A 22109-nucleotide genomic window follows, 5' to 3' on the forward strand; every position below is an offset into this window, starting at 1 on the left:
GATCCCTATGAAAGTGTGGTTGTCGGGCATTGCCGCCCTGCTGCTGGCCCAGAATGCACAGGCAGAAGATTATCGGGTGGTCTATTCGCCCAGCCTGGCGCTCGAGGTCTGGATCGACAACGTTGCCAGTAAAGCGCCCGACGACTGGTGCAAAGAGACGCTGCCGTTACGTATTGTCTCCGGTAAAAGCAGCGACACGCGCATTCTCACCAGCTTCCTGCCCCGGGTAGGCACGCTGCTGGCGAACCAGTGCGGCAGCCTTGACGAGCTGCCGTGGCAGATGATGACCAAAGAAGGCAGCGTGCTGGCTAACGGCAGCGCAGCAAAACTGCAGAACTGGCGCCCGATTATCCTGAATGATGCAACCGCCAGCGCCAGCGCCACCACCGCCGCACCGCTGGATCTCTCCCGTCCGGCGGACAACACGCCGCTGCAGCACTTTGCGCTGCCGGGCGGCTGTCATTTCCGCACCTGGTGGGACGACAAAGGTGCTTCGCTGTTTATTCCTGATGCGCCGGCGCAGCGCTGCTCAACGGAAGGCTGGCTGGAAGGCGCAGCCAGCATAACGCTGCTGAGTAAAGGTGAACCTGCAACGCTGCCGGTGACCTTTTATCAGGGGTATCCGGTCGCCAGCCTCGCGACCGGCAGCAAACCGCTGGAGATTGTCGCGGTCAATAAACAGCGAATGATTGTGACCCGGCCGGACGCTGCCGGGAGCTGGCTGGTGTTGCCGTTTGATGCGCGGGAGCATGTCTGGCGCTTTGGCGGTATCCTGCTGATTCAGATGGATAAAAAAGCTGGCAGTGACAGCAGCACGGTGAAAGCGCAGGTCGATCGTTTACGCGGCATCTGGTCGCCGCAGTTTATGCCACAGCAAAAAGTGACAGTGTTACTGATTGACACCCTGCATGCGGATCTCGCCGATCCGGCTATCGGTGCCTGGCGTAACATTAATTAATCAGCGATCGCTGCCTGCTGCCCCGCGGCAACAGGCACTACAGGATGTGTTCAGAGAACTCACTATGTCGGCAAACGAAAATCATATCCCTAATGCCCTGCCTGCGGGCTACCGGTTTAACGAGTTTGAAATCAGGGACGTCGTGGGCGGGGGCGGCTTTGGCATCGTCTACCGCGCCTGGGATCACCAGCTGGAACGGTTTATCGCCATCAAGGAGTATATGCCGCAGTCGCTGGCCGTGCGCGCTGCCGACATGTCGCTTGAACTGCGTGGTGAGCGCTTTCAGAAACTGTTCAACGCGGGCCGCAACAGCTTTATTCAGGAAGCACGCCTGCTGGCACGCTTTAATCATCCGGGGCTGCTGCACGTGCTGCGCTTCTGGGAAGAGAACGGCACCGCCTATATGGGCACGCTGTTCTATAGCGGTATGACGCTGAAAGCGTGGCAGGCGAGCCAGTCTGACGCCGTTGATGAAGCCTGGATCCGTCGCCTGCTTCCGCCGCTGTTTGGTGCCATCAACACCATTCATACTGCCGGCTATCTGCATCGCGACATCTCGCTGGATAATATTCAGATTCAGGATAACCAGCTGCCGGTACTGCTCGATTTTGGTTCAGCGCGTAAAGAGATCGGCAATCTGTCAGATGAAACTGAAATCATGCTGAAGCCGGGCTTTGCGCCGATCGAGCAATATAGCGAAGAGGGTGAGGTTGAACAGGGTCCGTGGACCGATATCTACGCGCTGGGGGCGGTATTACACACGCTGATTACCGGCCATGCGCCGCCGGTCAGCGTAGTGCGCTGCATTGAGGATAATTACCAGCCGCTTGCCGTCACCCGGCCTGAAGGCTATTCCCTGCCGCTGCTGCACGCCATCGACTGTGCGCTGGCGATGAAGCCTCAGGATCGTCCGCAGACCATCGACGCCTTTGCGCAACTTATCGATCTGCCGGTGAGCGATGCCGAAGCGCTCAGCACGCCGCTGCCGGTTGTTGCCCTGCCCGCCGGGCTGCCGGAGACCGCCGCTGAACCGGAACCTCCGCTGGTGGCGGTGAATCCCGCCGCCGCCGCTGAGCCGATCGCTGGCAGTGCAGCAGGCCGGCGCGTCTCGCCGGGTATAGTGGCGCTGGCTGCTGTGGCGCTGCTGGCTGTGGGTCTGGTCGTGTGGCAGACGGTGCGTCACAGTGAGACGCCGCCGGTCGCAGCCGCGCCGGAAGCCGCTGCGCCGGCAGCAACGAAGGTACCGGCGGCGGCGGCCAGTACGCCTGCCATTGCCACGATCTATCTGCAGCTGCATTCAGGCGAAAGCGTCGTGCTGAATGGTGAAGTGCAGGATGTGAAAGCCGCCAGCAGCGGTTTTGCGTCACTCAATCTCGCTGCCGGCAGCTATCGTCTTGAGGTGCGGCATGGCGACCAGGTGCGCAGCCAGGCCCTGACGATTAAGCAGCCTGGTACCTGGCTCATTAACCCCGGTAATTAAGCCTGAGGTGCGCTGCGCTGCTGCAGCGCTCTTACCTCAGCGGCAAGACGCGTCAGCGCGGCTTCCTGCATGCCGCGTCTGACCAGCTCCTGCTCAAGCGAGAAAAGATACTGCGCATTGGTTCCGAGCGGCCCGCTCGCCTGCGCAATCAGGGGTGCAATGGTACTGCGGCAGGAGTCATCCTCATATAGCGGATGACGCGGATCCATGATGAACACCAGCGCGGTAACGCAGCGTCCATCCTCCAGCTGCAGCTCACACCAGGTGGGCAGATAGCAGCCGGTGATCATCTCGCGCTTCCAGAGCAGCTCCAGTTCTTCATGCAGGCGCGCCTCCGGCAGACGAAAGGCCAGGCCGCTGGTGCTGCCGCCCTCTTTCAGCGCCAGCATGCGTCCGGGTGCGGCCTCGGTGCCCCGTCCGGCGGTGAGCCGCAGGCAGAACGCACGATGCCACCCTTCCAGGCGCCCCGAAGCCACCTCCTCCGCGTCAAACACCGGGTTCCACATCAGCGAACCATAACCAAAGATCCACACCGGACTTTGATCGGGCCGACAGGCGAGCGTGGCAGAAAGCGAAGCGGCGCGCTTTTCACAGCTCCACAGCAGTGCTTCATCGATATCACCAAAGGATGTTTTGCAATCGGCTTTAAGTAAGAATTCCCGGGTTAACACTGCGATCTCCTCTACTGCCCTGGCATCCCGCACGCCTGGATCCCGAACCGGTATCCCGAAAACGACGCGCGTCGGCACAGTCAGAAACAGTAATGCATTCATTGCTGCGGTTTCAAGATTGTCCTGACGCTTTTCACATAAAGAACTGTTTCAGAGTATCGGCGGGCGGGAAAAAATAATGAGAGGATTAAAACCGGGGATGATGCGGGCTCTTCAGGCCCGCAGCAGCAACTACTTTTTCGGATGCCACTTGTCGTCGTCACCTTTCACGTAGTCATGCTTTACTGCCGCCCAGGCGACCTTGTGTGCGACCTCTTCCCGTGATGCGTCGCCCCGCCGATCCTCTTTATCCTTGTACTGATCCCAGGCGCTGTTAAACGCGTTCTGGTAAATGGTTTGTGCATGAGCCGGCAGCACATGACGCACGCTGTCCGGCAGTTCGCTGGTTGATGAATAAGGCATAGCTCCTCCGGTATCAGGTATCACTTAAAGTCTGGAACAGCTTAGCTAAAATGCAAATGCTGTCTTTTGCCGCTCATAGCTGAAGTGACCTGCATAAGGCAAAAAAAAGCCTGTCATTGCAGCCGTTAAACAACATTTTCTGTGCTCTGTCTGCTTAACCGCAGTTTATATTTAGCTGAATTGAAATATAAATATGAAAATAACTTCCTGTTTAAGCCACCAGGAGCAATAAAGTGCAAAAAGTAAAGTCGCGTAAAAAAACTGTTCAGCGAGTGATGAAAAGCTACACTGCGCCAGTGTAATTAATGCGTATAGTTAACAGGCAATGACGCCGGTTTTTAAACATTTTGCTAATGGGGATGGTGAATGCCTGGACATGAGAAAACACGACACAGCGAGTTTTCGCTGATTCTTCCCGTTGCTGCGCTGACGGTGCTGACCTTTTTTGGCGATCAGACAGCGCTTCTGCCGGTTATCGGTATCAACCTGCTGGCACTGGTGGCTATTCTGAGCAGCGCTTTCAGCGTTGTGCGCCATGCTGACGTGCTGGCTCACCGGCTGGGCGAACCTTACGGCTCGCTGATCCTCAGCCTCTCCGTGGTGATTCTGGAGGTAAGCCTGATCTCTGCGCTGATGGCAACGGGCGACGCCGCACCGGCACTGATGCGCGACACACTCTATTCCATCATTATGATCGTCACATCCGGGCTGGTAGGCTGCGCGCTGCTGCTGGGAGGCAGAAAATTCGCTACTCAGTACGTCAATCTGGCCGGCGTCAAACAGTATATGATTGCCATCTTCCCGCTTGCCATTCTGGTACTGGTATTCCCGAACGCCCTGCCGGGCGGCAATTTCACCACCGCACAGGCGCTGATTATCGCGGCTATCTCTGCGGCGATGTATGGCGTTTTCCTGCTGATTCAAACCAAAACGCACCAGAGCCTGTTTGTCTATGAGCATGAGGATGAGGGGGACGATCCGCATCACGGTAAGCCTTCAGCACACAGCTCGCTGTGGCATACAATCTGGCTGATCGTCCATCTGATTGCGGTTATCAGCGTGACTAAAATGAACGCTAACCCGCTTGAGCTGCTGCTCACAGAGCTTAACGCTCCGGAACAGTTTACCGGCTTCCTCGTCGCGCTGCTGATCCTTTCACCGGAAGGGCTGGGTGCCATCCGGGCGGTACTGACCAACCAGGTGCAGCGCGCCATGAACCTGTTTTTCGGCTCCGTGCTGGCGACAATCTCACTTACCGTGCCCGCGGTCAGTATCATCGCCACGCTGACGGGTCAGACGCTGATTTTTGGCCTGGAGCCACCGCATATGGTCATGCTCATCGCCGTTCTGATCCTGTGCCATATTTCGTTTTCAACCGGCCGAACGAATGTGCTTAACGGTGCGGCACATCTGGCGCTGTTCGCCGGTTATCTGCTGACAATAATGCTCTGACCGGATACACCGCGAAAACAAAAAAGGCACCCTTACGGGTGCCTTTTTATTTGCCAGAGGCTGTCAGCTGCTGGTGTCCAGCGCCGGGAAGCTCTTGACCAGATCGTCAATCGCTTTCATCTGAGCCAGGAACGGCTCCAGCTTATCCAGCGGCAGCGCGGAAGGACCGTCGCATTTTGCACTGTTTGGCTCCGGATGCGCTTCGATGAAGAGGCCGGCAATACCCACGGCCATACCGGCACGCGCCAGCTCGGCAACCTGAGCACGGCGACCGCCCGATGCGGCACCAAACGGATCGCGCGTCTGCAGCGCATGCGTCACGTCGAAAATGACCGGGCTGTTGTTGGTGACTTTCTTCATCACGTTAAAGCCCAGCATATCCACAACCAGGTTGTCATAACCGAAGTTGCTGCCGCGATCGCACAGGATAACTTTATCGTTACCGCCTTCCGCAAACTTATCCACGATATTACCCATCTGGCCCGGGCTGACAAACTGCGGTTTTTTAACGTTAATTACCGCGCCGGTTTTTGCCATCGCCTCTACCAGGTCCGTCTGGCGTGCCAGAAACGCTGGCAGCTGAATAACATCAACCACATCGGCAACCGGCTGCGCCTGCCAGGATTCATGGACGTCGGTGATGATTTTCACGCCAAACGTCTGCTTCAGCTCCTGAAAAATCTTCATCCCCTCGTCCAGACCCGGACCGCGATACGATTTAATCGAGGAGCGGTTTGCCTTGTCAAAAGAGGCTTTGAAAACGTAAGGGATACCCAGCTTGTCGGTAACCGTCACGTAGTGCTCACAGATGCGCATCGCCAGCTCGCGTGATTCCAGTACGTTCATGCCGCCAAACAGCACAAACGGCAGATCGTTTGCGACATCGATATCGCCAATTTTAACTACTTTCTCTGTCATGACCTTTCCTTATGCCGGCAACGCTTAGTGTAGCGTGACCTGTTTCTGTTCGATTGCGTGGATCTGTACTTTAATCATTTCACTCACCGGATCTTCCGGGCACTGCTCAACAAAATAGGTTAAGTCAGTGAGCGCAATATGCTCGCACTCCAGCTGGGCGTAGATGAGACCGCGATCGCGGATTTCATAGGGGTCGTCAGGATCGATCTCCAGCAGTACTTTACTGACATTCAGCGCCAGCTCCATCTGCTTCTCTTCCATCAGCGCCGCTTTCAGCGTGTCGAGCATTTTCCGCATTACGCTGAGCGTTTTGGCTTCATCCAGATCGTCGGTATAGAGTTTGGCCGTGGGGCTGATATTGCCCTTCAGCCAGACCTCAAGCGTATGGGTATCGAGCGTTTCACCGTTAAACGGATTGATCAGCCACATTTCGCCATCCAGCCAGTCTGCGCGCAGAATCAGCTGAGTCGGAAAAATCACCGGCATCAGCGGCAGCTCCAGCTGCTCGGCGATATGCAGCAGTATCACGCCGAGCGACACCGCCGTGCCCTGACGGCTTTTCAGCACTTTATCAATCCAGAGTGCATCTGACAGGTTGTAGACACCGCTGGCGCCGCCAAAGCCCCATTCGCGATAGAACAGCTCCAGCAGCTTTTCCAGCCGCAGATCGGCATCTGTGGCGCTGCTGATATAATCGCGCGCTTCTTCCACCAGTTTTGACAGCTGCTGCTGAACCGAAGGCGCGGAAAAATCGTCGCGGATAGCGCAGGTTGCGCCGATGACCGCTTCACTTAACGGTGATTCATTAAAATCAAATTCTACTGATGAGGTCATACTATCCCCAAAATCGGCATTTTGGTCATCGCCAGTTTGCCTGCAAACAGCAGAGCAACCAGCGCAAGCAGGCAGGCGATCCAGCGCGTGCTCAGCTTCCGCGGACGACGACTCAGTGCCACAAAACCCAAGGCGACGTAGATAATAACCGCTAACAGCTTCTCCGTCAGCCAGCTTCCTTGTGGTGTGAAAGGATAAAAGTGAGTAATTATCACCAGCAGCGCGCCGCTCAGCAGTAAAAACGTGTCGCACAGGTGCGGCACAATCCGCACCCAGCGCTGCTGCAGCAAGCCTGAAGCGGTCGTCAGCCAGTAAAAGCGCAGCAGAAACAGGCTGACGCTGACTATCACGATAAAAATATGAAACTGCTTAATCTGCGGATACCAGCTGGCCATCCAGTGCCCCTTTATGCATATTGCCCAAGCGTCACGCGCGGATTGCCGCCGTAGTCGTTGAGAGTGGTAACCTGCTGATAGCCCTGCTCAAGCATCAGGGTGCGCACGGCGGCATCCTGCTGCCAGCCGTGTTCCAGCAGCAGCCAGCCCTGCGGCTGCAGCCACGCCGGGGCGCTGTGAATGATAAAACGAATATCAGCCAGTCCGGCGTCATCGGCTACCAGCGCGCTGCGCGGCTCAAAACGCACGTCGCCCTGCAGCAGATGCGCATCGTCCATGTCGATATAAGGTGGGTTGCTGGCGATGAGGTGATAACGGGTCGCAGGCAGGCTGTCAAACCAGTGGCTGAGCTGAAAGCGGGCGTTGGTGAGACCCAGCCGTGCCGCATTCTCCTGCGCCAGCGCAACGGCAGCGGGAATGCGATCGCAGCCGGTGATCTGCGCGTCAGGTCGTTCACTGGCGAGCGCCAGCGCAATAGCACCGGTGCCGGTGCCCAGATCAAGCACGTGACAGGGTCCCGCAGGCAGACGCAGCAGCGCCTGTTCCACCAGCACTTCAGTATCCGGACGCGGGATCAGCGTGGCGTCACTGACGCGCAGCGGCAGCGACCAGAACTCCCGCTCGCCCGTCAGGTGAGCGATCGGTTCACCCCGCTGACGGCGCGCCAGCAGCTGCTCCAGCTGTGCCAGCTGTGCGTCGCTCAGCGGGTGCTCATCAAAGGCCAGCAGCCAGCTGCGCGTTTTGCCGGTCACAAAGCTGAGCAGGATCTCGGCGTCCCGCTTCGGACTTTCGCCTCCGCTCAGCGCCGTCATAGCCAGCTGACGCCAGCGGCGGATCTCCATCAATCCTGTCCGGCCAGCGCGGCGAGCTGATCGGCCTGATACTCCTGAACGATCGGCTCGATCAGCGTATCCAGCTTGCCTTCCATGGTTTCATCCAGCCGGTAAAGCGTGAGGTTAATGCGGTGATCGGTCACGCGTCCCTGCGGGAAATTATAGGTGCGGATACGGTCGGAGCGATCGCCGCTGCCAAGCAGGTTGCGCCGGGTTGATGCCTCAGCCGCATGGCGTTTTGCCATCTCAGCCGCGTGAATACGCGCACCCAGCACCGCCAGCGCTTTGGCTTTGTTTTTATGCTGTGAACGCTCATCCTGACACTCAACCACAATGCCGGTAGGCAGGTGGGTGATGCGGATAGCCGAGTCGGTGGTGTTGACGTGCTGTCCGCCCGCGCCTGAGGAGCGGAAGGTATCGATTTTCAGATCGGACGGATTAATGTCCGGCAGTTCCGCTTCCGGCAGCTCCGGCATAACGGCCACGGTACAGGCCGAGGTGTGGATACGCCCCTGCGATTCAGTTTCCGGCACGCGCTGAACGCGATGACCACCCGACTCAAACTTCATCCGCCCGTAAGCGCCCTCGCCCGTCACCCGCGCGATCACCTCTTTATAGCCGCCATGCTCGCCTTCATTGGCGCTCATGATCTCTACCTGCCAGCGCCGCCCTTCAGCGTAACGGCTGTACATCCGGAACAGATCGCCGGCAAAAATCGCCGCTTCGTCGCCGCCGGTTCCGGCACGCACTTCAATAAAGCAGGGGCGTTCGTCATCCGGATCTTTCGGCAGCAGCAGCACCTGCAGCTGCTGCTCAAGCACCTCGCGTTTGTCGCGCGCCACTCTGAGTTCGTCCTGCGCCATTTCGCGCATTTCCGGGTCCTCAAGCAGCATTTCAGCGGTATCCACATCATCCTGCACCTGCTGCCAGTTGCGGAAGCAGCGGGTCACATCGCTCAGCTGGGCATATTCGCGTGACAGCGCGCGGAAACGTTCCTGATTGCCAATCACGCCGGCATCGCCCAGTAACGCTTCCACTTCTTCATGGCGTTCCTGTAACGCTTCCAGCTTGGCAATAATCGAGCTTTTCATCTAATTGTAGGTATCCCGGTGATAGGTCGTGACAGCGGAGATTACTCTAAACCGAGGCTGTCGCGTAAGATCTGCAGGCGTTCGCCATCGCCATCGCGGGCGGCCTGCTGAAGTGATTTGGTTGGCGCATGGATCAGGCGGTTGGTGAGTTTATGTGCCAGCTCCTGCAGCACTTTTTCTGCGTCTGCTCCCTGCCGCAGCGCAGCCATCGCGCGCTCCTGCAGTTCAGCGCGCACCTGCTCTGCCTGCATGCGGTATTCACGGATCGATTCGCCGGCGCTTTGCGCGCGCAGCCACGCCATAAACTCTCCGCTCTCCTGCACGACAATGCTTTCCGCCTGCAGGGCTGCCGCTTTACGCTGCGCCATATTCTGCTCAATGATCGCCTGCAGATCGTCGACGCTGTAGAGGTAGGCGTTGGGCAGCTTGCCCACTTCAGGCTCAACGTCGCGCGGTACGGCGATATCCACCAGCAGCATCGGCTGATTACGTCGCGCTTTCAGCGCACGCTCCACCATGCCTTTACCAATAATTGGCAGCTGGCTGGCGGTAGAGGAGATAATGATATCAGCTTCAGAAAGACGGGTTTCAATCTCAGCGAGGTTGATCACCTCGGCACCCACCTCGTCAGCCAGCAGCTGAGCACGTTCGCGGGTGCGGTTCGCGATCATCAGTTTTTTTACGCTGTGCTCGCGCAAATGGCGTGCGACCAGCTCAATGGTTTCGCCCGCCCCGACCAGCAGCACATTAACGGTGCTGAGCGACTCAAATATCTGCCGCGCCAGCGAGCAGGCGGCAAACGCAACAGAGACCGCGCTGGCGCCGATTTCGGTTTCGGTCCGCACGCGCTTGGCCACGGAGAAGGTTTTCTGGAACATACGCTCCAGCTCGCTGGTCAGCGCCCGGTCGCGTGAGGAGTCGGCATGCGCCTTTTTCACCTGACCGAGGATTTGCGGCTCACCCAGTACCAGCGAATCGAGGCCGCTGGCTACGCGCATCAGATGGCTGACCGCAGCGTTATCCTGGTGCCAGTAAAGGCTGTTGCGTACGTCCGCTTCCGGCAAATTATGATAATCACATAGCCAGCGCACCAGCTTCTCCTGCAAATCCGCCTGCTGCTCTACACTGAGGTAGAGTTCGGTGCGGTTACAGGTCGAGAGTACCACCCCGCTCTGTACCATTGGCTGCGACAGCAGGCTGTTCAGCGCCTGGTCAAGCGTGTCCGGCGTAAACGACACGCGTTCACGCAGAGCGACAGGAGCAGTTTTGTGATTGATTCCGAGTGCCAGGAGCGTCATGTGATTGCGGCTGGGAAGTCCCATTGATTGTCTGGTTTTGTGAAGCGCATTCTACAAGATGCGGCAGATCATGGAAAGCCATACAAAGACTATGACAGTGATAAGATTAAACTGATCGTGCGCAATTTTCCGCTGGCCGGCATTGACGGTTCTCAGGCGGGCAGTTAGCGTTATCGGTTACGAATTAAAAACGTGTCTGAGGAGATGACCACGTGATGCCATTGCCCACGCGCAAACTGTTGCGCCTTTTACCCCTTGCCAGCGTTCTGCTGGCGGCCTGCAGCATCAACAAACCGCAGCAGGGCGCAGGGCCCGCTACCACCGCACCGCAGTGGCAACAGCACCAGCAGCAGGTAGCCGGTATCAGCCATTATCAGACGCGCGGCGCCTTTGCTTATCTGTCCGATAAACAGAAGGTCTACGCCCGCTTCAACTGGCAGCAGACCGCCCCTGACCGCTATCGTCTGCTGCTGACCAACCCGCTGGGCAGCACCGAACTGCAGCTGGATGCGCAGGGCTCCGTGGTGCAGATTGTTGACAACAAGGGCAAGCGCTACACCAGCAACGATGCTGAGAAAATGATTTCGCAGCTCACCGGCATGGATATTCCGCTGGCCAACCTGCGGCAGTGGATGATGGGTCTGCCGGGCGATGCCACCGATTATCAGCTCAATAATAGCTACCAGCTGAAAAGCCTGAGCTACAGCCGCAACGGCCAGCAGTGGCACGTCGCTATCGGCGACTACGACACGAAAGTCACGCCCTCTCTGCCCGCTAATCTGGAGCTGACCGAAGGTGACCAGCGTATCAAACTGCGTATGGATAGCTGGACCCTGCAATGATGACCACCTGGCCCGCTCCGGCAAAACTTAATCTGTTTCTCTACATTACCGGCCAGCGCGCTGACGGCTACCACAATCTGCAAACGCTGTTTCAGTTTCTTGATGCCGGCGATACGCTGGAGATGACGCCGGACCGCAGCGGGCGCATCAGCCTGCTGACGCCGCTGGCCGGCGTGGCGGACGCTGACAATCTGATTGTACGCGCGGCGCTGGCGCTGAAGCAGGCGGCGGTGGCAAAAGGCACGCTTGACGATCGCGCGGGCGCGCAGATTGCGCTGGAAAAAAAACTGCCGATGGGCGGCGGGCTGGGCGGCGGCTCCTCGGATGCCGCCACGGTGCTGGTGGCGCTGAACCACCTGTGGCAGTGCAGGCTGAGCACAGATGAACTGGCTGCGCTTGGCGTCACGCTGGGTGCCGATGTGCCGGTGTTTGTGCGCGGCCACGCTGCGTTTGCCGAAGGCGTCGGGGAGCTGCTGCAGCCCGCCTCGCCGCCAGAAAAGTGGTATCTGGTGGCGCATCCGGGCGTAAGTATCGCTACGCCCGATATCTTCCGCGATCCCGATCTGACGCGCAATTCACCGATACGCACATTAGATGAACTGTTAAGCCTGCCTTTTCACAATGATTGTGAAGCTGTGGCAAGAAAACGTTTTCGTGAGGTTGATGCGCTGCTTTCCTGGCTGCTAGAATACGCGCCGTCGCGCCTGACCGGGACCGGCGCTTGCGTGTTTGCTGAATTTGACACCGAGTCCGACGCTCGTCAGGTGCTGGAGCTTGCCCCGAAATGGATTCGCGGATTTGTGGCGCGCGGGCTTAACCTCTCGCCGTTGCAGCAAATCCTTTCCGGGCTTTAAGCGTTTACGTGACCGTATTACCCGTTCCAGATATGGCACGTTGCGCATTAACACACCGTATGAACAGGCTCAAACATATTCGCCGGTTATGTTTGAGCGGTTCATTCTCTGGACGTCCAAGCCTGAGGTTCTTCTCGTGCCTGATATGAAGCTATTTGCTGGTAACGCCACCCCGGAACTAGCACAACGTATTGCCAACCGCCTTTACACCAGCCTCGGAGACGCCGCTGTCGGTCGTTTCAGCGACGGCGAAGTAAGTGTACAGATTAACGAAAATGTACGCGGTGGCGATATTTTCATCATCCAGTCCACCTGTGCCCCCACCAACGATAATCTGATGGAGCTGGTTGTGATGGTCGACGCGCTGCGTCGGGCTTCTGCTGGTCGAATTACCGCTGTTATCCCCTATTTCGGTTATGCCCGTCAGGATCGCCGCGTGCGCTCAGCGCGTGTACCGATCACCGCTAAAGTGGTGGCTGACTTCCTCTCCAGCGTCGGCGTGGATCGCGTGCTGACCGTTGATCTGCATGCCGAACAGATCCAGGGCTTCTTTGATGTGCCGGTAGACAACGTCTTCGGCAGCCCGATTCTGCTGGAAGATATGCTGCAGCTTGGCCTGGAAAACCCTATCGTGGTTTCCCCGGATATTGGTGGTGTGGTGCGCGCCCGCGCAATTGCCAAACTGCTTAATGACACGGATATGGCTATCATCGACAAACGTCGCCCGCGCGCGAATGTTTCTCAGGTTATGCATATTATTGGTGATGTCGCAGGCCGTGACTGCGTGCTGGTCGACGATATGATCGACACCGGCGGTACGCTGTGCAAAGCGGCTGAAGCACTGAAAGAGCGTGGTGCCAAGCGCGTATTCGCGTATGCCACCCACCCTATCTTCTCAGGCAACGCGGTTGAAAATCTGCGCAAGTCCGTGATTGATGAAGTAATTGTTTGCGATACCATCCCGCTCTCGGAAGAGATGAAAGCGCTGCCAAACGTGCGCACGCTGACGCTTTCCGGCATGCTGGCTGAAGCTATTCGTCGTATCAGTAACGAAGAATCTATCTCTGCTATGTTTGAACATTAATTGTTCACGCTTAACCGGGCCTCGCGCCCGGTTTTTTATGCTTATCCGCTTCCTCCTGCCTTGCTGAAGCTGCTTTTTCCCGCGCGCTTCGCCCTATAAATTTTTAGTCTGTGCACTATTTCCCCTGCCTTCTGCTCTTTTTCACTTTCGCGCTGTCCGGCACTTCAGCAGCCCCGGAAATAGTGCTATTTTCAGCGCCACTTTTTTCCGGGAACGCCCACTGCCATGATGCTCGATATTTATACGCTGTTTGTTTGCGAGCTTTATGTGCTGGGGTTTCTGAGCATCATTATGATATTTGCCTGGGTCGGCGCTCAGTACGATCGCGTGCTGGGCTTTACCACGCTGACCCTGATCCTGACGCTGTGCGCGGTGTTTCTCAGCAGCCTGCGCAGTGCCGGCCTGCAGTTTCTTCCGGTTGCGCTGGGCAATGTCATAGTTATGCTGGCTTATGGTACGCTGCTGTGCGCATTTCGTACTTTCTGTAAACGACCCGCTGGCCTGCTGTGGCCCGGTGGCGCGCTGCTCTGGGCGCTGCTTTGCCTGCTGCCCGATTTCTATCACAGTCAGCCACTGCGGGTGCTGGTGCTCTGCCTGCTCTGCATACTCTACACCGCAGCGTTTATCACTCTGCTGTGGCGCGCGCGCAGCATGCTGAAAGTGACGTTCTGGCCTGCGCAGACGCTGCTGTGGATCCATCTCGGCTTTCATCTTGCGCGAATTTTTCTCGATGACGCCGTGGCCAGCCGCCTGCCGGGCGCCATTGGCGGCTCGGGTTTCTCGATTTACGTGATCCTTGAGTCGATTCTGTTTGTGATTGGCCTGACCTTTACCCTGCTGGCCATGGTTAATGAACGGTCGCAGGTGGCGCACAGGCTGGCGTCACTGCGCGATCCGCTGACCGGCACATGGAACCGGCGCGCGCTGTTTGAGCAGGCGGATAATGTGCTGCGGCGGCGGGTCAGAATCTCCTCTGCCGCCGGGTTTAGCGCGGTGCTGTTCGATCTTGACCATTTTAAGAGTATTAACGACCGCTACGGCCACCTGCAGGGTGACCGGGTGTTAATCGACTTTTGTCAGATAGCTGAGGCGCAAATGCCGGCAGAGAGCTATTTCGCCCGACTTGGCGGCGAGGAGTTTGCCGCGCTGGTGACAGGCGACAGTGCACAGGTGCAGCGCGTGTGCGAAGCTATTCGCGTGGCAACGCAGCGGTCGCAGCCGGCCGGCATTGGTTATACCGTCAGCATTGGCTATGCCCCGGCCGATCCGGCTGTCAGCCAGTTTCCGGCACTGCTGGCGCTGGCTGATGAAGCGCTCTATCGCGCCAAAGCCCACGGCCGCAACCGGACAGAGTGCTACATTGCCCGGCCACAGCCGGTTACTGAAGTGGCGATTTAATGTGGCATATGGTTACGGCGACAGCGGACGTCACCATGGTGACGATGCCAGTAATAGCGATCTTCAATCTTCTCCCGGCCACTGACGCGGGCGCCCGCCAGCCACAACAGCGCCCCGATAAAGATGCCAAACATGGCTCCACTGGCCAGCAGAGGCGGCATATTCACTGACGGCAGCTGATTGATCACGGATGAGGCGACGCCTGCAACCATGGTCAGCAGTCCCAGACACATCAGGCTATTGCCTATAACGCGGCATTGATGACGTTTCATGAATCACCTCCATCCTTATGAGCAAAGTAAAAAACCGCACATAACGTTAACCTGTCATAAGTTTAGGCAATGATAGCGGGACATTTTGCGCCCAGGATCACACAACACAATGTGCAAATGACAAAAATTTACCTGCAGCACCTTGTTTTATATAGAAATTGACTAATCACACTCTGACACTACTTTTGCCTGACAATCTTTGTCATCCCTCTCAGCAGACAGTAAACTAGCCACCTTTCTGCAGGAGAACAGGATAACTATTGTGAGCAGCATTAAACTGATTGTGGGACTGGCAAATCCCGGTGCCGAATATGCGGCGACGCGTCATAACGCCGGCGCGTGGTATCTGGATCTGCTGGCCAGCCGCCATAATCAGGCGCTAAAAGAGGAGCCTAAATTCTTTGGCTATACGGCGCGCCTGGCTCTGGCCGGGAATGATGTGCGGCTGCTGGTGCCGACCACCTATATGAATCTCAGTGGTAAAGCGGTGGCGGCAATGGCCACGTTTTACCGCATTACGCCTGAAGAGATTCTGGTGGCGCATGATGAGATGGATCTGCCGCCGGGCGTTGCCAAATTTAAACAGGGCGGCGGGCACGGCGGGCATAACGGCCTGAAAGACATTATCAGCAAGCTGGGTAACAACAATAATTTTCACCGTTTACGCGTAGGTATCGGTCATCCTGGCGATCGCAACAAGGTGACCGGATTTGTGCTGGGGAAACCGCCGGCCAGCGAGCAGAAGCTGATTGATGACGCGGTTGATGAAGCGGTGCGCTGCACGGAGCTATGGCTGAAAGAGGATAAGATTAAAGCGATGAATCGTCTGCACGCTTTCAAAGCGGGCTAAGGCAATTCCCGCGCCGCGCCGGGCAATTCTGTGTATAATGCGCGAAATTTTTTGAATCAGGCGTACCGCCCGGCGGTGTGCCACCCTCAGTGAGAAAGGTAATCAGATCATGGGATTTAAATGCGGTATCGTGGGCCTGCCAAACGTTGGTAAATCTACCCTGTTTAACGCGCTGACCAAAGCGGGTATCGAAGCAGCGAACTTTCCGTTCTGCACCATCGAGCCAAACACTGGCGTAGTACCGATGCCCGATCTGCGCCTCGATCAGCTGAGCGAGATTGTTAAACCCCAGCGCGTGGTGCCTACCACCATGGAGTTCGTGGATATTGCCGGACTGGTAAAAGGCGCATCGAAAGGCGAAGGCCTCGGCAACCAGTTCCTGACCAACATCCGTGAAACTGAAGCGATTGGTCACGTAGTGCGCTGCTTTGAGAATGAGAACATTATTCACGTCTCAGGCAAAGTTAACCCGGCGGAGGATATTGATATCATCAATACTGAGCTGGCGCTTTCTGACCTTGATACCTGTGAGCGCGCCATCCAGCGCTGCCAGAAAAAAGCCAAAGGCGGTGATAAAGACGCGAAAGCGGAGCTGGCTGCGCTGGAGAAGTGCCTGCCACACCTGGAAAACGCCGGTATGCTGCGTGCCCTGAAGCTGGACGCTGATGAAAAAGCCGCTATTCGCTACCTGAGCTTCCTGACGCTGAAGCCCACCATGTACATCGCCAACGTCAATGAAGATGGCTTTGAGAACAACCCGTACCTTGACCAGGTACGCGCTATTGCTGAAGCAGAAGGCTCGGTAGTGGTGCCGGTGTGTGCTGCCGTTGAATCTGACATCGCTGAGCTGGATGATGAAGAGCGCGATGAGTTTATGGCTGAGCTGGGTCTGGAAGAGCCAGGTCTGAACCGCGTGATCCGCGCCGGTTACGCGCTGCTGAACCTGCAGACTTACTTCACCGCTGGCGTTAAAGAAGTGCGTGCATGGACCATCCCGGTGGGCGCAACGGCACCGCAGGCCGCCGGTAAAATTCACACCGATTTTGAAAAAGGTTTTATCCGCGCGCAGACCATCGCCTTTGATGACTTCATCACTTATAAAGGTGAACAGGGTGCCAAAGAAGCGGGCAAAATGCGTTCCGAAGGCAAAGAGTACATCGTTAAAGATGGCGATGTGATGAACTTCCTGTTCAACGTCTGATGACCCCGGCTGGTTCGCGGGATCACCGTTAATCTCGCGAAGCTAAGCAACTGCTTTCAAATCCACGCTCCGGCGTGGATTTTTTTATGGCGGCTTATGCCATTACCGTCAGGCAGTCACCGGCGATAGCCAACCATTGATAATGTAATTCATTATCATTATTATCGCGGGCATAAACTTTACGGATCAGCGTTTTTAAACGAGAAAGGGTTAGATGAAAAACGTCATTTGTGCATTTGCTTTACTGTTTACTGCCGCCAGTCAAGTCGCTGCTGCCCCCTACCCGCTGACCATCGAAAACTGTGGCTATAAAGAGACGTTTACCAAGGCGCCGGAGCGCGTGGTTGCGCTGGGACAGAACACCACGGAGATCCTGCTGCTGCTCGGGCTTCAGGATAAGATTGTTGCCAGCGCTTTCTGGCCGACAAAAGTGCTGCCGCAGCTGGCGAAGCAGAACGCCGGAATCAAAACGCTGACCGTGGAGATCCCGACGCTGGAATCGATTCTGGCGCAGAACCCGGACTTTGTACCGGCGCAGGCGCCGCTGCTGCTCGGTCCGGAAAGCAAGGTCGCAAAGCGTGAAGATTTTGCCACGCTGGGGCTGAACAGCTATATGTCGCCCGGCATGTGCGCCACCAAAAAAGGCGCGGGTGATATGTACGGCAGTCGTCAGAAATTGTGGGACATGACTTATCTGTATCAAGAGATTGACGATTTCTCACGTATCTTCAATGTGGAAGATCGCGGTCAGGCGCTGATTGCGGATTTCAGACAGCGTGAAGCCGCACTGCGTGAAACCTTCAGTAAAAACAAGCGTAACCTCTCTTTTGTCTTCTGGTTCTCCAGCTCCTCCCCTGCGGCAGACGCCTATGTGGGCGGCAAAAACAGCGCTTCCGGTTTCATTGCCAGCGTGCTGGGCGGGCATAACGCCATTACTACCGAGACCGAGTGGCCTACCGTGGGCTGGGAGAGCATTATTGCTGCCAACCCGGATGTGATTGTTGTCTCCAGCCTCGATCGTAACCGCTGGACGCTGGACAGCGCCGAAGAGAAGATTAAATTCCTTAAGAGCGACCCGGCGGTAAGCCAGCTGGATGCGGTGAAAAAAGGGCATATCGTGGTCATGGATGGCCAGGCGATGAACCCGACTATCCGCACCATCTACGGCGCGGAGCAGGTGGCAGAGCAGCTGCGTAAGCTGGGGCTGAATTAATGCCCTCCGCTGTTACCGCCGTGCGGCAGACGCTGATGCTCAGCGTGACCACAGCAGCGGCGCTGCTGCTTCTGACCCTGGTCATTGCGCTGGGGATCAGCGTGGGCGAACTCCCGGTGCCGCTCAGAAGCGTGTTTTACGCGTTCAGCAACCGTCTGGGCCTGACGGCAGAGCCGCTCAATCGAATTTATGAGAGCGTGATCTGGGACTTCCGGCTTAGCCGGGCGCTGGTTGCCGCCTGCTGCGGCGCGGGTCTCGCCATCTGCGGCGCAGTGCTGCAGAGCCTGCTGAAAAACGCGCTGGCGGAGCCTTACGTGCTGGGCGTATCGGCGGGCGCCTCTACCGGCGCGGTGGCCATTGTTATTCTGGGTCTCGGCACCGGCGCTGTTTCGCTCTCGGCGGGGGCGTTTGCCGGCGCCTTTGCCGCGTTTGCGTTTGTCGCTTTTCTCACTAAGGGCGCGCGCAGCGGCAATGAACGCACCATCCTCGCCGGCGTCGCGGCCTCTCAGCTGTTTAATGCCGTGACCGCCTACACCATCAGCACGTCAGCCAGCGCCCAGCAGGCGCGTGACGTGATGTTCTGGTTACTGGGCAGTTTTAGCGGCGTGCGCTGGCCGGAATTTCAGCTGGTGCTGATTGTGGTGCTGCTGGGGCTGGCGATCTGTCTCTGGTACGCGCGCGCACTGGATGCGTTTACCTTTGGTGATGATGCCGCCGCGTCGCTGGGTATCGCCGTACCGCGGGTGCGCCTGATCCTGTTTACCACTACCGCACTGATCACCGCCACCATTGTCAGCATGGCCGGCTCGATCGGCTTTGTCGGCCTGGTTGTGCCGCACGTGATGCGCTTTTTCTTCGGCCCGCTGCATCGCACCCTGCTGCTCGCGTGCGCGCTGGCGGGAGCGATTCTGATGGTGCTGGCGGATATCGCCTCGCGCCTGCTGATTGCGCCGCAAAGCCTGCCGGTAGGCGTGGTTACTGCGCTGGTCGGCGTTCCTTTCTTCGCCATCATCATTTACCGCTCAGGAAATAAACTATGAGTATTTGCGCTGAAAATATTACGTGGAAAGTGGGCAGGAAAGTCATTGTTAATGATGTCTCGCTGAACGTAGCGCGCGGAGAGACCGTGGGCCTGCTGGGGCCAAACGGCTCCGGTAAATCGTCGCTGCTGCGCGTGCTGGCGGGCCTGCGGCGTCCGCATGCAGGACAGGTCACGCTGGATGGCAACGATATCCGCTTTATCGCCAAAAAAGCGCTGGCGCGCCGGGTGGCCTTTGTTGAGCAGCACGGGATGACGGAGGCCAATATGCGCGTGCGCGACGTGGTGAAACTGGGACGTATTCCACATCACTCCCCTTTCTCCAGCTGGAGTGCGCAGGATGACGCCGCGGTGCTGGCGGCGCTGCAGCGCGTGGATATGGTAGAGAAAAGTGAACAGGGCTGGCAGAGCCTCTCCGGGGGTGAACGGCAGCGGGTGCATATTGCGCGGGCGCTGGCGCAGATGCCGAGCGAAATTCTGCTGGACGAGCCGACCAACCACCTCGATATTCATCACCAGATGCAGTTAATGAAACTGATCAGCGAACTGCCGGTGACCAGCATCGTGGCAATACACGATCTCAATCACGCCTCGATGTTTTGCGATACGCTGATTGTGATGCAGCAGGGAGAGATTGTTGCCACCGGCACGCCGCAGGCGATTCTGAATGAGGATCTGCTGTGGGATGTATTCCGCGTGCGGGCAAAAATTGAAAACTCCCCTTACCACAGCGGTAAACACATTCACTATATCGCCTGACGGAAACATTCATGTCTGTGCCCCGGCCCGCCACGCGGCTCTGGCTGCCTCTGCTGCCGGGCTGCCAGTTTATTTTCAACCTTGGCTTTTACGCCGTGGTGCCTTTCCTGGCCATTTTTTTGCGCGACGATCTGGCGCTCTCCGGCACGCTTGTCGGGCTGATACTGGGACTGCGCACCTTCTGTCAGCAGGGTATGTTTCTGCTCGGCGGCGCGCTCTCCGATCGCTTTGGCGCCCGGCGCGTGGTGCTGGCAGGCTGCATGGTGCGTATCAGCGGCTATCTGCTGCTGGCAGGCGGTGAATCTTTAACGCCGGTTATCATGGGTGCCTGCCTGACCGGTATTGGCGGCGCGCTGTTTTCGCCCTCTATTGAAGCGCTGCTGGCGAAGGCGGGTACGCAGAGTGAAGCTGAAGGTAAACGCAGCCGGGCGGAGTGGTTTGCCCTGTTTGCCGTCTGCGGTGAACTGGGTGCCGTTATCGGTCCGGCGGCTGGCGCGCTGCTGACCGGCTACGGTTTTCGCCAGATCGCCTTTGCCGGCGCGGCGGTATTTGTTCTGGCGATGATTGTGCTGTTTTTTACCCTGCCCGCCGCGCCAGTGCGCCGCGCTTCGCTGCAGATCGTGCCGTGGTGGCGCACCTTTCACCAGCCGCGCTTTGTGGCATTTATTATCGCTTACAGCAGCTGGCTGCTGAGCTATAACCAGCTCTATCTGGCCTTGCCGGTGGAGATCCAGCGCGCCGGCGGTCAGGAGAGCGATCTGGCGCCGCTGTTTATGCTGGCCTCGCTGCTGATCATTACGCTGCAGCTGCCGCTGGCGCGTCTCGCCCGCCACACCGGCGCGGCGCGGGTTGTGCCGTGGGGCTTTGCGCTGATTGCCGTGGCATTTCTCAGCGTGGCGCTGTGTGCTGATGCCGCTCCCGCTGCGGGCTGGATGCGTCTGCTGCCCGCAGCAGCGTTTGTCACGCTGCTGACGCTGGGACAGATGCTGCTGGTGCCCGCTGCAAAAGACCTGGTGCCGTGGTTTGCGGAGCCGTCATCGCTCGGCGCGCACTATGGCGCCCTGGCCACTGCCGGTGGCGTGGCGGTGCTGCTGGGTAACATCCTGCTGGGAGGCGTGCTGGAACAGGCGCGTGCCCCCTCAGAGGCGGCACGGCTGCCGTGGCTAGTGCTGGCGCTGTTTCCTCTTGCCAGCGCGATTGCCATGCGCATTATCTGTGCGCCATTGCGCAAAGCGTGACCTGCGGCCAGGCGTGCTGCTCTTCTGCGTTCCACACTGCGCCACAACTGGCGCACGACCCCCTTCACGCTTTGATGAATATTGTCCTCAGCGCTGACTATTCCGCTTGCCAGAGCATGCAGCAATGTGTATTTTTATGCATTAAATTTGCATAAATTACGCATCTTGTCCCTTCTCCAGGAGAATCACTATGTTTACCCGTTCAGCCCTGCTGGGCTTAGTGCTGGCACTGTCAGCCACGGCGGCGCAGGCCGTTACCTATGTTGTCGGCTCTGGCGGTACTTACCGTCCATTCGAATTTGAAAACGCGCAGAAGCAGCTGGAAGGGTTTGATATCGACATTATCAAGGCCGTTGCCAAAGCGGAAAATTTTGATATTAAGCTGGTCAATACCCCGTGGGAAGGCATCTTTGCCACACTCAATTCAGGCGATCGCGACATCATTATCTCCGGCATTACCATCACCGATAAGCGCAAACAGATGGTGGATTTCTCCGCGCCCTACTTCCCGGCTGAACAGGCTATTGTGGTACCGGAAACCGCCAGCGTATCGTCACTGGCTTCACTGAAGAACCTGAACGTAGGCGTGGTGAACTCCAGTACCGGCGACATCGTTGTCTCCGATGTGCTGGGCAAAAACAGCACGGCGATTAAACGTTTTGATAATACGCCGCTGATGCTGCAGGAGCTGTATGAAGATGGTATTGGCGCCGCCGTGGGGGATGTTGGCGTGGTGAAATACTACATAAAAACGCATCCGGAAAAGCAGTTTAAACTGGTTTCTGATAACAAGTTTGAGCGCCAGTATTTTGGCATCGCGGTAGCGAAAGGCAACAATGAATTACGCAGCAAAATCAACGCCGGCCTGCAGAAAATCATTGCCGACGGCACCTATGCGAAAATTTACGCGACCTGGTTCGACAGCAACGTTCCTGCTCTTCCCGCGCAGTAATTTTCCCGTCGCCGC

23 protein-coding genes are annotated in these 22109 nt (G+C 57.5%); 14 read left to right on the forward strand and 9 right to left on the reverse strand.

Going from position 1 to position 22109, the window contains the following annotated elements:
* Positions 1–7 precede the first annotated feature (7 nt).
* Both LAC65_RS08825 and LAC65_RS08830 read left to right on the forward strand, forming a co-directional pair.
* A complete protein-coding gene (locus tag LAC65_RS08825; protein WP_039384926.1) occupies positions 8–958 on the forward strand; it encodes a hypothetical protein in 951 nt (316 codons plus the stop codon).
* A 64-nt stretch (positions 959–1022) separates the two neighbouring features.
* A complete protein-coding gene (locus tag LAC65_RS08830) occupies positions 1023–2438 on the forward strand; it encodes a serine/threonine protein kinase (protein ID WP_039384927.1) in 1416 nt (471 codons plus the stop codon).
* Here the strand turns inward: LAC65_RS08830 and LAC65_RS08835 are convergent.
* Together LAC65_RS08835 and chaB are read right to left on the reverse strand one after the other, a co-directional pair.
* Positions 2435–3109: a gamma-glutamylcyclotransferase gene (locus LAC65_RS08835; protein WP_166713929.1), complete on the reverse strand. Its 675-nt coding sequence runs from the start codon at positions 3107–3109 to the stop codon at positions 2435–2437. The genes LAC65_RS08830 and LAC65_RS08835 overlap by 4 nt on opposite strands.
* Before the next feature lie 231 nt (positions 3110–3340).
* Positions 3341–3571 (reverse strand): putative cation transport regulator ChaB, encoded by a 231-nt coding sequence (chaB, locus tag LAC65_RS08840; RefSeq protein ID WP_039384929.1) that lies wholly within the window; start codon positions 3569–3571, stop codon positions 3341–3343.
* A 366-nt stretch (positions 3572–3937) separates the two neighbouring features.
* On the opposite strand from chaB, the gene chaA reads away from it, so the two are divergent.
* Positions 3938–5023: a sodium-potassium/proton antiporter ChaA gene (gene chaA, locus LAC65_RS08845; protein ID WP_039384935.1), complete on the forward strand. Its 1086-nt coding sequence runs from the start codon at positions 3938–3940 to the stop codon at positions 5021–5023.
* Between the two features lie 63 nt (positions 5024–5086).
* Here chaA and kdsA read toward each other — a convergent pair whose 3' ends face one another.
* The 6 genes from kdsA to hemA are packed head-to-tail and all read right to left on the reverse strand — an operon-like array spanning position 5087 to position 10392.
* Complete coding sequence (gene kdsA, locus LAC65_RS08850) at positions 5087–5941, reverse strand: 3-deoxy-8-phosphooctulonate synthase (RefSeq protein ID WP_039384940.1); 855 nt, start codon at positions 5939–5941, stop codon at positions 5087–5089.
* Between the two features lie 24 nt (positions 5942–5965).
* Positions 5966–6775, reverse strand: a complete 810-nt coding sequence (gene sirB1 / locus LAC65_RS08855) for an invasion regulator SirB1 (protein ID WP_039384942.1) — start codon at positions 6773–6775, stop codon at positions 5966–5968.
* Positions 6772–7170, reverse strand: a complete 399-nt coding sequence (locus tag LAC65_RS08860; protein ID WP_039384943.1) for a SirB2 family protein — start codon at positions 7168–7170, stop codon at positions 6772–6774. The genes sirB1 and LAC65_RS08860 overlap by 4 nt, the downstream gene beginning before the upstream one ends.
* Before the next feature lie 11 nt (positions 7171–7181).
* Entirely contained in the window at positions 7182–8012 is an 831-nt protein-coding gene (prmC, locus tag LAC65_RS08865) for a peptide chain release factor N(5)-glutamine methyltransferase (RefSeq protein WP_039384944.1), read from the reverse strand.
* On the reverse strand, positions 8012–9094 hold the full coding sequence (gene prfA, locus LAC65_RS08870) for a peptide chain release factor 1 (protein ID WP_039384946.1): 1083 nt from the start codon (positions 9092–9094) through the stop codon (positions 8012–8014). The genes prmC and prfA overlap by 1 nt, the downstream gene beginning before the upstream one ends.
* A gap of 41 nt (positions 9095–9135) precedes the next feature.
* On the reverse strand, positions 9136–10392 hold the full coding sequence (gene hemA / locus LAC65_RS08875) for a glutamyl-tRNA reductase (protein ID WP_039384948.1): 1257 nt from the start codon (positions 10390–10392) through the stop codon (positions 9136–9138).
* Positions 10393–10607: 215 nt separating this feature from the next.
* On the opposite strand from hemA, the gene lolB reads away from it, so the two are divergent.
* The 4 genes from lolB (at position 10608) to LAC65_RS08895 (ending at position 14570) form a co-directional block, all read left to right on the forward strand.
* Entirely contained in the window at positions 10608–11234 is a 627-nt protein-coding gene (lolB, locus tag LAC65_RS08880; RefSeq protein WP_039384950.1) for a lipoprotein insertase outer membrane protein LolB, read from the forward strand.
* Positions 11231–12088 carry a 4-(cytidine 5'-diphospho)-2-C-methyl-D-erythritol kinase gene (ispE, locus tag LAC65_RS08885; protein ID WP_039384952.1) on the forward strand — a complete coding sequence of 286 codons (858 nt, stop codon included), beginning with the start codon at positions 11231–11233 and terminating at the stop codon, positions 12086–12088. The genes lolB and ispE overlap by 4 nt, the downstream gene beginning before the upstream one ends.
* Before the next feature lie 136 nt (positions 12089–12224).
* Entirely contained in the window at positions 12225–13172 is a 948-nt protein-coding gene (prs, locus tag LAC65_RS08890; protein WP_104085358.1) for a ribose-phosphate diphosphokinase, read from the forward strand.
* A 225-nt stretch (positions 13173–13397) separates the two neighbouring features.
* Positions 13398–14570, forward strand: coding sequence for a GGDEF domain-containing protein (locus LAC65_RS08895; RefSeq protein ID WP_071668906.1), 1173 nt, complete (start codon positions 13398–13400; stop codon positions 14568–14570).
* On the opposite strand, the gene ychH is transcribed toward LAC65_RS08895, so the two are convergent.
* Positions 14567–14842, reverse strand: coding sequence for a stress-induced protein YchH (gene ychH, locus LAC65_RS08900; RefSeq protein ID WP_039384962.1), 276 nt, complete (start codon positions 14840–14842; stop codon positions 14567–14569). The genes LAC65_RS08895 and ychH overlap by 4 nt on opposite strands.
* Positions 14843–15104: 262 nt before the next feature.
* Here ychH and pth point away from each other — a divergent pair, with 262 nt between their 5' ends.
* From pth to LAC65_RS08935, 7 genes are all read left to right on the forward strand, one after another.
* Positions 15105–15692 carry an aminoacyl-tRNA hydrolase gene (gene pth, locus LAC65_RS08905; protein WP_039384967.1) on the forward strand — a complete coding sequence of 196 codons (588 nt, stop codon included), beginning with the start codon at positions 15105–15107 and terminating at the stop codon, positions 15690–15692.
* Positions 15693–15801: 109 nt separating this feature from the next.
* Positions 15802–16893 carry a redox-regulated ATPase YchF gene (gene ychF / locus LAC65_RS08910; protein WP_039384969.1) on the forward strand — a complete coding sequence of 364 codons (1092 nt, stop codon included), beginning with the start codon at positions 15802–15804 and terminating at the stop codon, positions 16891–16893.
* A gap of 214 nt (positions 16894–17107) precedes the next feature.
* Positions 17108–18106 (forward strand): siderophore ABC transporter substrate-binding protein EitA, encoded by a 999-nt coding sequence (eitA, locus tag LAC65_RS08915; RefSeq protein WP_039384973.1) that lies wholly within the window; start codon positions 17108–17110, stop codon positions 18104–18106.
* 35 nt (positions 18107–18141) lie between these two features.
* Complete coding sequence (locus tag LAC65_RS08920) at positions 18142–19146, forward strand: FecCD family ABC transporter permease (RefSeq protein WP_411828823.1); 1005 nt, start codon at positions 18142–18144, stop codon at positions 19144–19146.
* Complete coding sequence (eitC, locus tag LAC65_RS08925; RefSeq protein WP_039384982.1) at positions 19143–19904, forward strand: siderophore ABC transporter ATP-binding protein EitC; 762 nt, start codon at positions 19143–19145, stop codon at positions 19902–19904. Before LAC65_RS08920 ends, eitC begins: the two co-directional genes overlap by 4 nt.
* An 11-nt stretch (positions 19905–19915) precedes the next feature.
* Complete coding sequence (locus tag LAC65_RS08930; protein WP_039384985.1) at positions 19916–21142, forward strand: MDR family MFS transporter; 1227 nt, start codon at positions 19916–19918, stop codon at positions 21140–21142.
* A 190-nt stretch (positions 21143–21332) separates the two neighbouring features.
* Positions 21333–22094 (forward strand): basic amino acid ABC transporter substrate-binding protein, encoded by a 762-nt coding sequence (locus LAC65_RS08935; protein WP_039384988.1) that lies wholly within the window; start codon positions 21333–21335, stop codon positions 22092–22094.
* Positions 22095–22109 lie beyond the last annotated feature (15 nt).

Origin of the sequence: Pantoea eucrina (assembly GCF_020079945.1) — a bacterium.
GTDB classification, from domain to species: domain Bacteria; phylum Pseudomonadota; class Gammaproteobacteria; order Enterobacterales; family Enterobacteriaceae; genus Pantoea; species Pantoea eucrina.